Annotated in this window: 11 protein-coding genes and 1 tRNA gene; 4 read left to right on the plus strand and 8 right to left on the minus strand. The window is 72.7% G+C overall.

The features are described from left to right. Positions 1–122 precede the first annotated feature (122 nt). The 3 genes from trmB (at position 123) to ACFV57_RS27545 (ending at position 2,824) form a co-directional block, all read left to right on the plus strand. Positions 123–1,100 carry a tRNA (guanosine(46)-N7)-methyltransferase TrmB gene (trmB, locus tag ACFV57_RS27535; RefSeq protein ID WP_385237814.1) on the plus strand — a complete coding sequence of 326 codons (978 nt, stop codon included), beginning with the start codon at positions 123–125 and terminating at the stop codon, positions 1,098–1,100. A gap of 28 nt (positions 1,101–1,128) precedes the next feature. Beyond that, positions 1,129–2,460 (plus strand): PrsW family intramembrane metalloprotease, encoded by a 1,332-nt coding sequence (locus ACFV57_RS27540; protein ID WP_385237816.1) that lies wholly within the window; start codon positions 1,129–1,131, stop codon positions 2,458–2,460. 61 nt (positions 2,461–2,521) lie between these two features. After that, on the plus strand, positions 2,522–2,824 hold the full coding sequence (locus ACFV57_RS27545) for a hypothetical protein (RefSeq protein ID WP_385237818.1): 303 nt from the start codon (positions 2,522–2,524) through the stop codon (positions 2,822–2,824). 87 nt (positions 2,825–2,911) lie between these two features. On the opposite strand, the gene ACFV57_RS27550 is transcribed toward ACFV57_RS27545, so the two are convergent. From ACFV57_RS27550 to ACFV57_RS27560, 3 genes are all read right to left on the minus strand, one after another. After that, the gene (locus ACFV57_RS27550) at positions 2,912–3,853 is read right to left on the minus strand and encodes an aldo/keto reductase (RefSeq protein ID WP_385237820.1); all 942 of its coding nucleotides are present in this window, start codon (positions 3,851–3,853) and stop codon (positions 2,912–2,914) included. 107 nt (positions 3,854–3,960) lie between these two features. After that, positions 3,961–5,583, minus strand: coding sequence for an MFS transporter (locus ACFV57_RS27555; RefSeq protein WP_385237821.1), 1,623 nt, complete (start codon positions 5,581–5,583; stop codon positions 3,961–3,963). A 270-nt stretch (positions 5,584–5,853) separates the two neighbouring features. Continuing rightward, entirely contained in the window at positions 5,854–7,101 is a 1,248-nt protein-coding gene (locus ACFV57_RS27560; protein ID WP_385237823.1) for a M23 family metallopeptidase, read from the minus strand. Positions 7,102–7,662: 561 nt separating this feature from the next. Here ACFV57_RS27560 and ACFV57_RS27565 point away from each other — a divergent pair. Continuing rightward, positions 7,663–8,691: a DUF2332 family protein gene (locus ACFV57_RS27565; RefSeq protein WP_385237825.1), complete on the plus strand. Its 1,029-nt coding sequence runs from the start codon at positions 7,663–7,665 to the stop codon at positions 8,689–8,691. Between the two features lie 45 nt (positions 8,692–8,736). On the opposite strand, the gene ACFV57_RS27570 is transcribed toward ACFV57_RS27565, so the two are convergent. The 5 genes from ACFV57_RS27570 to ACFV57_RS27590 form a co-directional block, all read right to left on the minus strand. After that, complete coding sequence (locus tag ACFV57_RS27570) at positions 8,737–9,822, minus strand: PP2C family protein-serine/threonine phosphatase (RefSeq protein WP_385237955.1); 1,086 nt, start codon at positions 9,820–9,822, stop codon at positions 8,737–8,739. A gap of 307 nt (positions 9,823–10,129) precedes the next feature. Further along, positions 10,130–10,205, minus strand: a tRNA-Lys gene (locus ACFV57_RS27575). A gap of 253 nt (positions 10,206–10,458) precedes the next feature. Then, entirely contained in the window at positions 10,459–12,699 is a 2,241-nt protein-coding gene (locus ACFV57_RS27580; RefSeq protein ID WP_385237827.1) for a DEAD/DEAH box helicase, read from the minus strand. A 350-nt stretch (positions 12,700–13,049) separates the two neighbouring features. Beyond that, positions 13,050–13,598 carry a hypothetical protein gene (locus ACFV57_RS27585; RefSeq protein WP_385237829.1) on the minus strand — a complete coding sequence of 183 codons (549 nt, stop codon included), beginning with the start codon at positions 13,596–13,598 and terminating at the stop codon, positions 13,050–13,052. 258 nt (positions 13,599–13,856) lie between these two features. Next, complete coding sequence (locus ACFV57_RS27590; RefSeq protein ID WP_385237831.1) at positions 13,857–14,207, minus strand: metallopeptidase family protein; 351 nt, start codon at positions 14,205–14,207, stop codon at positions 13,857–13,859. Positions 14,208–14,216 lie beyond the last annotated feature (9 nt).

Here is a 14,216-nt window from a genome sequence, read left to right on the forward strand (position 1 = left end):
CAGAGACGGGCCGGGGCGCGTACGGCAGGGAAGAGCCGATCGTCTCCCGCCCGCCCCCGACCACCTCGCCCCACCCCACCTCTCCCCGCCGCTCCCCACCCCGCCCGTAGAATCGACCCACTGTGTCCGAGAACCCCGCCACCCCCGCATCCGGCCCTGCCCCCGAGCCCGGCCCCGGCGCCGCCACCAGCGACGGCGCCGTCGCTGACGCGCAGCCCGGCCGGCCGACAGCCGACGCGCAGGCCACCGCCGACCAGGCCATCACCGACCAGACAGCCATTGCCCACGGCCAAGGTCAGGGACAGGGGCTCGGCCAAGGTCAGGGCCAAGGTCAGGCCCAGGGCCAGGGACTCACCCACCCCCACCCCGCCCCCAAGGCGATGTTCCCGGACGGAACCGGCCCGGCGGCCGACCCGGCCGGTGCGCACCACGAGCGGCGCATCCGTTCCTTCCAGCCGCGCCGCAGCCGGGTCTCCCCCGGGCAGGCCGACGCGCTGCGACGCCTGTGGCCCAAGTGGGGCCTGGACATCGACGGCCTCTCCAGGATCGACCTGAACGAACTCTTCGAGGGCCGCCCGGTCGTCCTGGAGATCGGCTTCGGCATGGGCGAGGCCACGGCACAGATGGCCGCCGCCGACCCGGACACCGGCATCCTCGCCTGCGACGTCCACACCCCGGGCCAGGGCAACCTGCTCGGCCTCGCGGAACGCAACGGCCTGTCCAACATCCGGGTGGCCAACGGCGACGCGATCATCCTGCTCCGCGAGATGCTCGCCCCCGACTCCCTCGCCGGCCTGCGCGTCTACTTCCCGGACCCGTGGCCCAAGAAGCGCCACCACAAGCGCCGCCTGATCCAGCCGGAGTTCCTCTCCCTGGTCACGACCCGTCTCGCCCCGGGCGCCCTCGTCCACTGCGCGACCGACTGGGAACCGTACGCGGAACAGATGCTCGACGTCCTCTCCGCCGAGCCCACCCTCGAAAACCTGCACTCCGGCTACGCCCCGCGCCCGGACTTCCGCCCCCTGACCAAGTTCGAGGGGCAGGGACTGGACAAGGGGCACGCCGTGCACGACCTCCTCTTCCGGCGGCTCCCGGCATAGTCCACCCCGCGGTGGTTAGGGTCGATGGGTGAATCCGCCGCAGCCGCCTCCGCTTCCGCCGAAACCGGCGTACGCGCCCGACCCGCGCTACGCCGCTCCCGCCGCGTCGCCCGCGGCGGCGCAGTGGCACTACGCACCGCGCCGCCTGCCGGCGCTCTGGCACAGCAGAACGGCGCGCGCCGTCGCCCTGTTCTCCCTGCTCGCCCTCTCCGGCGTGATCATCCTGGCGATGGTCCGCCAGCAGACCGGCACCGAGGGGTTCCTCGTCGGCCTCGGCCTCGCCGTCTTCCCCGTACCCGTCCTCATAGCCGGCTTCTGCTGGCTGGACCGCATCGACCCCGAACCGCGCCGCAACCTCGTCTTCGCCTTCGCGTGGGGCGCCTGCGCCGCGACCCTCGTCGCGCTCCTGGCCAACGGGTTCGCCACCAACTGGCTGGAGAACAACCTCTCCACCCTCTCCCCCGACGACGCCCGGACCTGGGGCGCGACCGTCTTCGCCCCGATCATCGAGGAGACCGTCAAGGCCGCCGCCGTCGTCCTGCTCTTCCTCTTCCGCCGCCAGAACTTCGACGGCATCACGGACGGCCTCGTCCTGGCCGGCATCACGGCCACCGGCTTCGCCTTCACCGAGAACGTCCTCTACCTCGGCAACGCCTTCGGCCAGGACCAGTCCCTCGGCCACACCGGCCTCGACTCACTCACCGCGGGCACCTTCTTCGTACGCATCATCATGTCGCCGTTCGCCCACCCGCTCTTCACCATGCTCACCGGCCTGGCCTTCGGCATAGCCGCCACCAGCTACCCCCACCGCCGGCCACTGCGCGTGGCCCTGCCCTTCCTGGGCCTCGCCACCGCGATCCTGCTGCACTCCATCTGGAACGCCGCCACCACCCTCGGCGACCTCGGCTTCCTCACCGTCTACGTCCTCTTCATGCTGCCGGTCTTCGCGGCCCTCACCTGGCTCGCCGTCTGGACCCGCCGCCGCGAACTCCTCGCCCTGCGCACCTACCTCCCCCCGTACGTCACCACCGGCTGGCTCTCCCCCACCGAACCCGTCTCCCTGTCCTCCCTGAAGACCCGCTCGGTGGCCCGCGACATCGCCCGCCGTACCCAGGGCCCCGCCGCCGCCCGCGCCGTCACGGAGTACGCCGCCGTAGCCACCTCCCTGGCCTTCCTCCGCCGCCGAGCCCACCGCACCGGCCCCACCCCCGACTTCCCCACCCAGGAACAGGCCCTCCTGAACCACCTCTGGCACCACAAACCCACGGCCCATCCAGCGTTGCTCCAGGCACTGCATACGACGCACCGGCCGGTGCCATACCCCGCCCAGCGAAATCCGCACCCCCAGCCGCCTCGCTGACCATGCGTCGCTGTCGGCGTAACCTCGAACGCACGTGAACCGACAAGGGGAGGGTGTACTCATGGCTCAAGTGCCGAGTTCGTTGGTTGCTGTGACTGGGCTTGTTGGTGGTTACGGTGTGGCGCGGTGGACCAAGAAGAGGCCGTTGGGTGGGGTGGCGCTTGCGGCGGCGGGGGCTGTGGCGGCTCGGGAGTGGGAGCGGAGGGCTGGGAAGAAGGCTGCTGTGGCGTTGAGTGGGGCTTATGTGGCGGCGTTTGTCGGGTCGCATCCGCTGGCCAAGAAGGTGGGGGCGTGGCCGTCGGTGTTCGCGGTGGCGGGGGTTGTGGGGGCGGCCTCCTGGGTGGTGGCCGATCGGCGGAAGTAGGCCGGGGGGGCAGGGAAGCAGAAACAAGGGCGGTCGCGTACGGGTTCGTACGCGACCGCCCTTGTTGGTGGGCCCTGGCCCGGTGGCTCAGGTCGAGGCCTGGGTGAGGAGGGCCAGTTCGCCTTCGGTGAGGTGGAGGTCGGCCGCGGCCATGAGCGCCGGGAGCTGGTCGACCGTGCGGGCGCTGGCGATGGGGGCCGCGACCGTGGGCTGGGCGGCGAGCCAGGCGAGGGCCACGGTGGCGTGTTCGGCCCGGTGGGCGGCGGCCACGGTGTCCAGGGCAGCCAGGACCTTGCGGCCGCGCTCGGTGGCCAGGTGCGCGGCGGCCTTGTCGGAGCGGACGCTGTGCACGTCGGTGTCCGGGCGGTACTTGCCGGTGAGGAAGCCGGACGCCAGGGCGTAGTACGGGACGGCGGCGAGGCCGTGGCGGGCGGCGGTGTCGGCCAGTTCGCCTTCGTAGGTGTCGCGGGAGACCAGGTTGTAGTGGGGCTGGACGGCGACGTAGCGGGCCAGGTTCTCGGCGGCGGAGAAGGCCAGGGCGGCTTCGAGGCGCTGGGCCGAGATGTTGGAGGCGGCGATCTCGCGGACCTTGCCGGCCTTGACCAGGTCGTCGAGGGCCGGGAGGAAGTCGGAGACGTCGAGGGACTCGTCGTCGTAGTGGGTGTAGTAGAGGTCGATGTAGTCGGTGCGCAGGCGGGTGAGGGAGGCGTCGACGGCGGCCTTGATGGTGGTCGGGGCCAGACCCTTGAGGTCGGGGTGGGCGCCGACCTTGGTGGCGATGACGACCTCGTCGCGGTTGCCGCGGGAGGCGAGCCAGTTGCCGAGGACGGTCTCGGATTCGCCGCCCTTGTTGCCCGGCACCCAGGCCGAGTACACGTCGGCGGTGTCGATGAAGTTGCCGCCGGCGGCGACGTAGGAGTCCAGGACGGCGAAGGACTGGGGCTCGTCCGCGGACCAGCCGAAGACGTTGCCTCCGAGGGAGAGCGGCGAGACGGACAGGGAGCCGAGGGTCTTCTGTGTCGTGGTCATGATCTTTCCAAAGTAGAGGGAGGGGTGGGGGCGGGGGTGGATTTCGCGCCGCGACAGGTGCGATGGGCGCGACAGGGAGGTGGGGGGAGGAAGGGCAGTGGGGTGGGTCAGGCGTCGGGGGCGGTCGACAGGGGGCTGGCGATGCTTTCCAGGGAGCGGCGTTCGGCTCGTACGGCCAGGAAGGCGGCGGTCAGGCCGGCCAGGCACATCAGCGAGGCGCCGATACAAAAGGCGAGCGCGGTGTCGCCGGCCACGCCGGACTCGGTCAGTTTCGCGAAGACCAGGGGGCCGCTGATGCCGCCCGCGGCCGTACCGACCGCGTAGAAGAAGGCGATGGCCATGGCCCGGGTCTCCATCGGGAAGACCTCCGAGACCGTCAGGTACGCGCTGCTGGCTCCGGCCGAGGCGAAGAAGAGGACCACGCACCAGCAGGCGGTGAGCGTGGTGGCGGTCAGCTGGCCGGCGGCGAAGAGCCAGGCGGTGGCGAAGAGGAGTACGCCGGACAGCAGGTAGGTGCCGGAGATCATGATGCGGCGGCCGACCGTGTCGAAGAGCTTGCCGAGGAGCAGCGGGCCCAGGAAGTTCCCGGCCGCCATCACGGCGAAGTAGTAGCCGGTGCCCGCCGTCGACACGTCGAAGAACGAGGTCAGGATGGCGCCGAAGCCGAAGGTGACGGCGTTGTAGAGGAACGCCTGGCCGACGAAGAGGGCGAGGCCGAGGATGGCGCGCCGGCGGTAGCGCGAGAAGACGGTGCGGGCGATCTCGATGAAGCCGATGCTCTTCCGGGGGTGGATGGTGATCTCGCCCTCGGGTTCGGGGAGGGGTTCGCCCCGCTTGCCCTTCTCTTCGGTGATCTGTTTTTCGATGGAGGAGACGAGTGCGTCCGCCTCGTCGCCCCGTCCGTGGATGAACAGCCAGCGCGGACTTTCGGGTACGTGGCGGCGTACGAGGAGGATGACCAGGCCGAGGACGACGCCGAGCGCGAAGGTCAGCCGCCAGCCGAGGTTCAGCGGGAAGATCGCGGGGTTCAGCATCACGATGGACAGCAGCGAACCCCCGATCGCGCCGAGCCAGAAGCTGCCGTTGATGACGAGGTCGACGCGCCCCCGGTAGGCGGACGGGATCAGCTCGTCGATGGCGGAGTTGATCGCCGCGTACTCGCCGCCGATGCCGAAACCGGTCAGGAAGCGGAAGAGGAAGAACCACCAGGAGGAGAAGGAGAGCGCGGTCAGGGCGGTGGCGCTCAAGTAGACGGCCAGCGTGATCAGGAAGAGTTTCTTACGGCCGAAAAGGTCGGTGAGCCGTCCGAAGAACAGCGCGCCCAGACAGGCCCCGGCCACGTACAGGGCCGCGGCGACGCCGGTGACCTGGGCGGATGTGATGGGCAGCCCGCTGCCTCGCTCGGACAGGCGGCCGGCGATGTTGCCGACGACGGTGACTTCCAGCCCGTCGAGAATCCACACCGTGCCCAGGCCGACGACCACCATCCAGTGCCAGCGCGACCAGGGGAGGCGGTCGAGGCGGGCGGGGACGTCGGTGGTGATGGTGGGGGTGGTGGGGGTCTCGGCGGTGGGGGCCTTGGTGGTGGTGGGTTTGTTGGCGCTCGCGCCGGTGGGGAGGGATGGGGTTGGGGATGTGTGAGGGGCTGGGGGTTTACGGGTGGTCGCGGGCGTTTGGCGTCCCGTCGGCTCGCCGCTGTGCTCCGCCCCCGGCCTTTCGTTCGGCTTCATCGCACCCTCCTGAACCGGGCCGGGGCCGGTCACCCCGGCGGCGCATCCATCCGAGTGCCCGGCGGGCAGCGCGCAAAGCAGGGGAAATGCCCAGGTTGAGAGGGATTCTCTTATGGTGTGCCGGTTCGCCGGGTGAGATCGGCCGCGGCGTGACGCGCGTGTCGTGAGGAGAGCGGAGGCGAGGAGGCGAGGAGGCAAGGAGGCAAGCAGGCAAGGAGGCAAGCAGGCGGTTGGCGGGAGACGGGGGCGAGGAGGAGCCCGCGCCCGGTCTCAGACGTCGATGCCGTGCTCGCGCAGCCACGGCTTCGGGTCGACCGGGGTGCCGCCCGGCCGTACTTCCAGGTGGAGGTGCGGGCCCGTGACATTGCCGGTGGCGCCCACCCGGCCGATGGTCTCGCCTGCGGCGACCTTGCCGGAGGCGCGTACCAGCGAGGACAGGTGGCAGAACCACAGTTCCGTACCGTCGTCCAGGGTCAGGATGATGCGGTAGCCGTACGCGCCTGCCCAGCCCGCCTCGGTGATCGTGCCGCCGTGGACGGCCTTGACCGGGGTGGCGGTGGGGGCCGCGAAGTCCAGGCCCGTGTGGTTGGCCGCCCAGCGGTCGCCGGCTTGGCCGAATCCCGCGGTGAGTGTGTAGGAGGAGAGGGGGGCGACGTAGCTGCGGGCCAGTTCGGCGAGGCGTTCGGCCTCGGCCTTCTTACGCGCTGCCGCTGCCGCCTTGCGCCGGGCCTCGCGCCGGGCGGCGTCCTTGGCGGCCGCGGACTTCTCCGCCTGCTGCTGTTGCGTGGCCGCGTCCTGTGCGGCCTTCTTGGCGGCGGCCTGCTCCGCGGCCTCGCGCTCCTCCTCCTCGGCGGCGTGCTGCTGCCGCTCGGCCTGCTGGCGGATACGGTCGCTCAGCGACTGGCCCGCGCCCAGGCCCTGTTCGGCCTCGGCCCGCGTGAGTCCGGCCTGGGAGAGGGGAGCACCGGCCATGGCGGGCGTCGCGCCCCCGGCGGCACCCGCCGACTGCGCGGAGCCGGACGCACCGGATGCGCCGGACGCACTGGACTCACCGGATATCAGGTCGCCGATGCCGGGCAGGGATTTGGCGTCCGGCAGCTTCGCCGCGAGGTCGTCCGCCAGCTCGCCGACATCCGGCAGGGATATCGAAAGCTGCGGCTTCTCCTCGGCCGTGGCCATACCGCCCGCGCCGACCGCGGCGATCACGCCGACGCCCAGGACCGTACCGCCGCGGGCGAGTCCGCCGCGCTGCTTGACGGCCACCCGGTGCTTGCCGCGTACGGGCCGTACGGAGTCCTCGGTGGGGTTCCACTCCTCCCAGGAACCGGTACCGGACGCGTCCGAGCTGGTACCGGACGCGCCTGAATCGGCAGCGGAGGCCCCGGGCCCGGGGCTGCGAACGCCGGGCTCGGCGCTGGGGACACCGCGCGCCTCGTACGAGCCAAGAGTGTCAGGAGCGCCACGAGCGGCGCCGAAAGGAATCTCGGGGACGGAGCCGGCAGGGCTGTTGGACGCCACGGGGGCGCACTCCTTTCCTTCCTCTCGCCTACCGGGTCAGTGGTGGGGCCGCCGCCCGGCCCGGTCCGGCACCGGAGGAGGTGGCCTCTCCGGAGCCGTCAGGCGCGGGAAGTTCGGAGCAGGAAGGTCTCCTACGACGGCGGGCGGCTTCCGACGGGTCGGCGGTCGCCCGGCGCTCCCCAAGGTGGTGGTTGCCCGGTTCCCAGGGCACACGCCGGTCGGGCTCCGGCCCGCAGACCGGTCCAGCGGTGACCCAACGGTGATTCAGTTGTGAACCTGCTGACGGGATTAGGCGTCGGCGCACGGTGCCGCCTCTTGCGACGGCTGGGACGACCGCGCTGCGTTATCGGACTGTAATAGAAACCCGGGCCGGATACCAAGCGTTCCGACGAATCCATGGGCGATTTGGGATGGCTTTGGCCAGGACTTAAACCGTCATCAGTGCATCAATCAGGGCGAGTTGCCGAACGGCCGCCAAACCCATGAGACGCGATTGTGCGGTAGTTGTTATGCACAGGGGTGCCCGGAGATTACGCCGCGTGAGGGCAGTAACGTCTGATCATGGTCGTCAACAGCGTGCAGGCACTGGCGGATCGGTACGTGGACTTCGCCTGGTACCAGGCGCGGGGGCAATCCGACGCCCACGAGGAGCTGGCCGCGCGGATCGGCCACGACCCCGAGTTCTGCGACCACCTCGTACGCTCCCTGCCCGCCGGCAACAAGCAGCAGCCCAAGCTCCTGTTCGCCGCGGTCCGCTACCTCGACGGCCCGTACGCGGAGCAGGGCCCGCGCGGCGACGCGGCGTACCGCGGCTGGCGCGAGTGGACCCTGCGCCACTGGGAGGACGTCCGGGCCGTGATCATGCGGCGCCTGACGCAGACCAACGAACCGGCCCGCTGCGCGACCCTCCTCCCCCTCCTCGCCCGGCTCCCCCAGCCGCTGGCGCTCCTGGAGGTCGGCGCGTCGGCCGGCCTGTGCCTGCACCCGGACCGCTACCGCTACCGCTACGACGACCGGCCGGAGTTCGGGGCCCCGGACAGCGCGGCCGTCCTCCCCTGCCGTACGGCCCCGGGCACCCCCGTACCCGACCGCGTCCCGGACATCGCCTGGCGCGCGGGCATCGACCTCAACCCCCTCGATCCGGCCGACCCCGACGACGTCCGCTGGCTGGAGGCCCTCATCTGGCCCGGCGCCACCGACGACCGGGTACGGCGGCAGCGGGCCGCCATAGAGGCGGTACGGTCCGCGCCGCGCCCCCGTATCGTGCGCGGCGACCTGATCGAGGCGCTGCCCGCGCTGGCCGCCGAGGCCCCGCCCACGGCGACGCTCGTCGTCTTCCACACCTCCGTACTCACCTACCTCCCAATGGCGCGTCGCGAGGAGTTCGCCCGGCTCGTACGGTCCGTGGTCCGGGAACGCGACCGTCCCGGGCACTGGGTATCCAACGAGCACCACTCGGCCCTCCCCTGGATCGTCACGCCCCAGCCCGCGCACCCCCTCCAGGTCACGGAGCTGCTGCTGACCCTGGCCCTGGACGAACGGCCGGTCGCCCTGGCGGGCCAGCACGGGCAGAGCCTCCAGTGGCTGTGACCGGGGCGGTGGCCCAGGAACGGGCGTGAACCGGTCCCCCGCCCCTCACCCCCGCCCCGGGCGCTGCACCGCCAGCAACGCCATGTCGTCCGCCGTCTCCCCGCCCGTGTGCGCCGCCACGTCCGCCACCAGCGCGTCCAGCAGCGCTTCCGGGCCGTCGCAGGACCACACCCGGCCGCGCAGCCGCACCGCCGGCTCGTAGAAGACGCTGTCGGCGTCCCGGGCCTCGGTCACGCCGTCGGTGAAGAGCAGGAGGATCGAGCCCGCGGGGAAGGACGTCTCGTCGGCCCGGTCCGGCCAGCCCGCCACCTCGCTCATGCCGAGGGGCAGCGCGGGCGTCTTAGGGGCCAGCTCGCACAGCTCGCCGTCGGGCGCCAGCAGCAGCGGCGCCGGGTGGCCGCGGTTGAGGACGCGCAGCGCCGCGTGCTCGTCCGAGGGCAGCTCCGCCAGTACGGCCGTCGTGAACCCCTCGAACTGGTCCAGGCCCTCCCGTCGGCTGCCCTCGCGTTGCAGCGCGCGCTCCAGCCGCCCGGCCACCGCCTCCAGAGTGGCCTCCTGCTCGGCCGCCTCCCGGAAGGCGCCGATGACGATCACCGCGGCCTCCACCGCCTCCAGGCCCTTGCCCCGTACGTCGCCGACGATCAGCCGTACGCCGTACGGGGTGTCCTGGACCGCGTACAGGTCGCCTCCGATACGGGCGTCGGCCTGCGCGGCCACGTACCGCGCCGCGACCGTCAGCCCGCCGATCCGCTCGGCGGGCGTCGGCAGCAGGGCCCGCTGAGCCGCCTCCGCCACGTCCCGTACGGAGGCGAGCCGGGCGTCGCTCATCCGTACGACCCGGTTGATGCCCAGCGCGAGGACGGCGACGACGAGGACGGTCAGGCCCTCGGTGAACGACTGGTTGGTGTCGCGTCCCCCGTGGTACGTGATGACCCAGATCTCGGCGACGACGGCGACCACCGCGACGACGGCCGTACTGCGCAGCGAGTACAGCGGCGCCGCCACCAGCGGCGCGGCGGAGAAGAACGGCGCGGCCGTGTACCGGGCGGGCGTGCCGCTGTCGAAGATCAGCCCCGCCACGAGCAGGATCAGCGGCAGCCAGCAGACCAGCTGCCGCCCGAACGGCGACATGCCGGAACGGCGCCGCCGCCGCTCCCGTTCGCCCGTACGGCCCCTGCCGCCTCGACGCACCCGCACCGGCCTGCCTCCCACTCCCGCGCGCCCGTCCGTACGAACACCGTCGCCGTCCCAAGGCTTTCCGCTGACGGGCCGCGCGGCGAATCAGATTGGGCCGGACGGGTCATACGGGCCCGGCGAAGGCAGCGGCCCGGCCCCGTACGCCACTCGGCACGGCCCCGCGAACGCGACAGCGCCCCGGCCGGTGGTCCCGGCGGGGGCGCTGTGCGGCGGCCCGGAGGGCTCGCCTCCGGTTCGTACCTGGTGGGCCATCAGGGGCTCGAACCCTGAACCAATGGATTAAAAGTCCACTGCTCTGCCAATTGAGCTAATGGCCCGCACCGAGCAGCATAGCCCGCGTACCCGCCGCAGCCCGAAGGCATTGGCCATCGGGCTGCCGGAGGGGCGGCGTCCGCTTCGGGGCGGACGCGGCGCGCGGAGCCGATGTGCGGCGAGGGGTGCGGTCAAAGGGCCGCTCGGGGGCTGGAGTTGAGACGCGGGGCCCGCGCGGCACGCCGTACGGGAGTACGGACGTGCGGCGCGGGCCCCGCGGTCACAGATCATGACGTCTGTCGGACGTCACGGACTTCGTCAGCCGTTGCGCTTCCAGCGCGGCTTGTCCTCACGGCGGCCGAAGGAGCCGGTGCCGTGGCCGCGGTGGTCGTCGCGGCGGCCGTGCGGACGGTCGCCGCCGCCCGAGCGGTAGCCGCCCGAGGAGGGGCGGTCGTCGCGGCGGTCGCGGTTGTACGGACGGTCGCCGCCGCCGGAGCGGTAGCCGCCGGAGGAGCGGCCGCCGGAGCGGTCGTCGCGGTTGAAGGAACGGTTCGGGCGGTCGCCGCGGTCGCGGTTGAAGCCACCGCCGGAGCGGTCGTCGCGACGGAAGCCGCCACCGGAGCGGTCGTCACGGCGGTCGCGGTTGAAGCCGCCACCGGAACGGTCGTCGCGACGGAAGCCGCCACGGTCACCCCGGTCGCCACGGTCGTTGTCCCGGCGGTCGCGGTTGAAGCCACCGCCGGAGCGGTCGTCGCGGCGGAAGCCGCCGCCCGAGCGGTCGTCACGGCGGTCACGGTTGAAGCCACCGCGGTCGCCGCGGTCACCACGGTCGTCGCGACGGTCGCGGTTGAAGCCGCCACCGGAGCGGTCGTCGCGACGGAAGCCGCCACGGTCACCCCGGTCGCCACGGTCACCGCGGTCGTTGTCCCGGCGGTCCCGGCGCTCGTAGTTGCCCCGCTCGTCGCGGTACGTGGAACGGCGCGACGCCTCGTCGGCCTCGGGAGCGGCCTGGGCCGGCACGACGGCCTCGGCCGCGGCCTCCTCCACGGCGGCCTCGGCGGCGGCCAGCGCCTCCGCCGGGTCCTCGCCCCGCTCGCGCGCGGCGCGGGCGGTCAGCCGGTTGGCCTCCTCGCGCAGCTCGGTCGCCCGGCGCTGCGCCCGCTCCAGCTCACGGGAGAGCTCCTGCGCCTCGCGCTCGGCCTGCTTGGCGGAGTTGGTCGCGGAGTCGGCCTGCACCTCGGTCAGCGACCGGGCGCCGGTGATCCGGGCCACGTCCTCGTCGAAGGCGCCGGCGCCGCCGACGATGTGGCGCGAGGCGTCCACGCCCGCGTCCTCCATGAGGCGGAAGATCTGGCGGCGCTGGTGCGGCAGGGCCAGCGAGACGACCGTGCCGGACTGGCCCGCGCGGGCGGTACGGCCGGAACGGTGCAGGTAGTCCTTGTGGTCGCCGGCCGGGTCCACGTTCAGGACCAGGTCGATGCCGTCGACGTGGATGCCGCGGGCGGCGACGTCGGTGGCGACGAGGACGTTGACGTAGCCGTCCTTGAAGTCGGCCAGCGTGCGGGTCCGCGCGCCCTGCGTCATACCGCCGTGCAGCGCGTCGGCGCGCACACCGGAGTCGCACAGCTGCTCGGCGACGCGGTCGGCGCCGAGCTGGGTGCGGACGAAGATGATGGTGCGGCCCTTGCGGGCGGCGATGGCGGCGGTGACCGGCGCCTTGTCCTTCGGCTTCACGACGAGGACGTGGTGGGTCATGGTCGTGACCGCGCCCTGGGCCGCGTCGACCTCGTGGCTGACCGGGTTGGTCAGGTAGCGCTTGACCAGGGTGCCGATCTCGTTCTCCATCGTGGCGGAGAAGAGCATCCGCTGGCCGCCGGTCGGCACCAGGTCGAGCAGCTCGGTGACCTCGGGCAGGAAGCCCAGGTCGGCCATCTGGTCGGCCTCGTCCAGGACGGCGACCTCGACGTCGTCCAGCGAGCAGGCGCCGCGGTTGATGATGTCGCGCAGCCGGCCGGGGGTGGCGACGAGGACGTCGACGCCGCGCTCCAGCGCGTAGATCTGGTTGCCCATGGACGTACCGCCGCAGACGACCTTGAGCTTGAGGCCCAGGACGTCGCCGTACGGCTGCAGCGCGTCGCTGACCTGCATGGCCAGCTCACGGGTCGGGGTGAGGATGACGCCGCGCGGGCGCTTCTTCTCGGTGTGGCCGCCGGCCAGGCGGGTCAGCAGCGGCAGACCGAAGGAGAGGGTCTTGCCGGAGCCGGTACGGCCGCGGCCGAGGATGTCGCGCCCGGCGATGGCGTCCGGGATGGTCGCGGCCTGGATGGGGAACGGGGTGGTGACACCGTTCTGGGCCAGCTTGCGGACGATCTTCTCGTCGAGGCCGAGGTCGGCGAAGGTGATCTGCGGGGCCTCGTCCTCGGCGGGCTCGGCCTCGGTCACCGCGGCCTCGGTCGCCTCGGCGGCCGTCTCGACGACGGCCTGGTCCTGCGGCAGCTCCTGCTGCGGGGCCTGCTCGGCGTCTGCGGGCAGGACGGACTGATCAGTGGAAACAGACATGCGAAATGCGAAACCTTCCGGAGTCTCGGCACAGGCACGCGCCCAAACTCCGTGAGACTTCACAAACGACCGCCTCAATGCGGTCAGCCACGGCAAGGGAGAGAACGCGCCACACGGCGCTGCATCATGCGCCGGGCAAATGGGATCAAACGATCTACCACCATACTCACTCCGGCCCCCGGAAGGCAAATGCCGTCCCGAACCCCCGTTCCCCACCGGGGTCACCCGCACCTCCGGCGCCCCGGCATCCCCCGGAACCCGCGCCGACGCCGCACCGCGCCACCACCCCACCGACGGCCGTACGACTCCCCCGGCCCCACGCCCCCGGTCGCCGCCGCCTCGCCGCCCCGCTATCCCGAGGCCTCGGGGTTCGAGGGGGCGGGCGGCGCGGAGGACGGGGTCGGCGCGGGGGAACTCGGCTGCGGGTCCGGGCTCGCGCTCGGCGTCGGCTTCGCGGTCGGGGTCGTACGGGGCGGCTGGGACGACGCCGAGGGCCGGCCGCCGCTCGGGCGCGCCGGTGCGGGGGCGGCGGGGCCGGTACCGGGCGGTCCTGGCTGTTCGGGGCCGGGCGCGGCGCCCGACGCGGGCTCGGGCTCCGGTTCCGCATCATCCTTCGACGGCGTGTGGTCCTTCGCGGGCGCCCCCGCATGCCCCTCCACGCCGTGCGCGCCACCCGGCCGCCCCGTACGGTCCGGGCTCCCGCCGCGGCTGTCCACCGTCCCGCCGTCCGGCGCCGGACCGCCGTCGTGCCGCGCGGCGGAGCCGGAGGGCCGGGGCGGTTCCGCGTCGCTCACGCTCATGCAGCCGCTCAGCGACGCGGCCAGGGCCGAGGCGGCGGCCATGGCGGCGGCGAGACGGGTCAGGGCCGGGCCGGGAAGGGGGGAAGCGATCGGGCGCACGGGCGGGACCTCCGGATCCGGAGCGCGGAGACTGCGGAGATGAACGCCCTGCCCAACTCCCGCCAGCCGCCCGAGGACACGCGCCGCACGCACGAGATCCGCCGCATCCGCCCCCGATCCCCGCCCCGCGCGCCGACGGCACCACCCCGAACGCCACGAATGCCACGAACCGGCCGCCCCGTCCGGCCACCGACCCCGCCCCGGGAGCCGTGACCACGGCCGATCCGCCCCGCCCGTACGCCCGCACCGCCGGGCCGGTCAGCCGTACCCCAGCGCGTGCAGCCGCTCGTCGTCGATCCCGAAGTGATGTGCGATTTCGTGCACGACGGTCACTTCCGTCTCCGCCACCACGTCCTCCCGTGTGTCGCACATCCGCAGCGTCGGATTGCGGTAGACGGTGATCCGGTCGGGCAGCACGCCCGCGTACCACTCGCCCCGGTCGGTCAGCGGCGTCCCCTCGTAGAGCCCCAGGAGGTCGGGGTCCTCGGCCGGTGGTTCGTCCTCGACGAACACCGCCACGTTGTCCATCAGCCGTGTCAGCTCCGGCGGGATCCGGTCCAGCGCCTCGGCCACCAGTTCCTCGAACTCCTCGCGCGTCATCTCCAGCACACCACCCAT

The sequence above is a fragment of the Streptomyces sp. NPDC059788 genome, from assembly GCF_042732265.1.
In the GTDB taxonomy this organism is placed as follows: domain Bacteria; phylum Actinomycetota; class Actinomycetes; order Streptomycetales; family Streptomycetaceae; genus Streptomyces.

Excerpts from the sequence above, each read along its gene's own strand:
- ACFV57_RS27555 (WP_385237821.1), bottom strand. The coding sequence starts at position 5,583 with ATGAAGCCGAACGAAAGGCCGGGGGCGGAGCACAGCGGCGAGCCGACG.
- ACFV57_RS27565 (WP_385237825.1), top strand. The coding sequence starts at position 7,663 with ATGGTCGTCAACAGCGTGCAGGCACTGGCGGATCGGTACGTGGACTTC.
- ACFV57_RS27550 (WP_385237820.1), bottom strand. The coding sequence starts at position 3,853 with ATGACCACGACACAGAAGACCCTCGGCTCCCTGTCCGTCTCGCCGCTC.
- ACFV57_RS27545 (WP_385237818.1), top strand. The coding sequence starts at position 2,522 with ATGGCTCAAGTGCCGAGTTCGTTGGTTGCTGTGACTGGGCTTGTTGGT.
- ACFV57_RS27570 (WP_385237955.1), bottom strand. The coding sequence starts at position 9,822 with ATGTCGCCGTTCGGGCGGCAGCTGGTCTGCTGGCTGCCGCTGATCCTG.
- ACFV57_RS27580 (WP_385237827.1), bottom strand. The coding sequence starts at position 12,699 with ATGTCTGTTTCCACTGATCAGTCCGTCCTGCCCGCAGACGCCGAGCAG.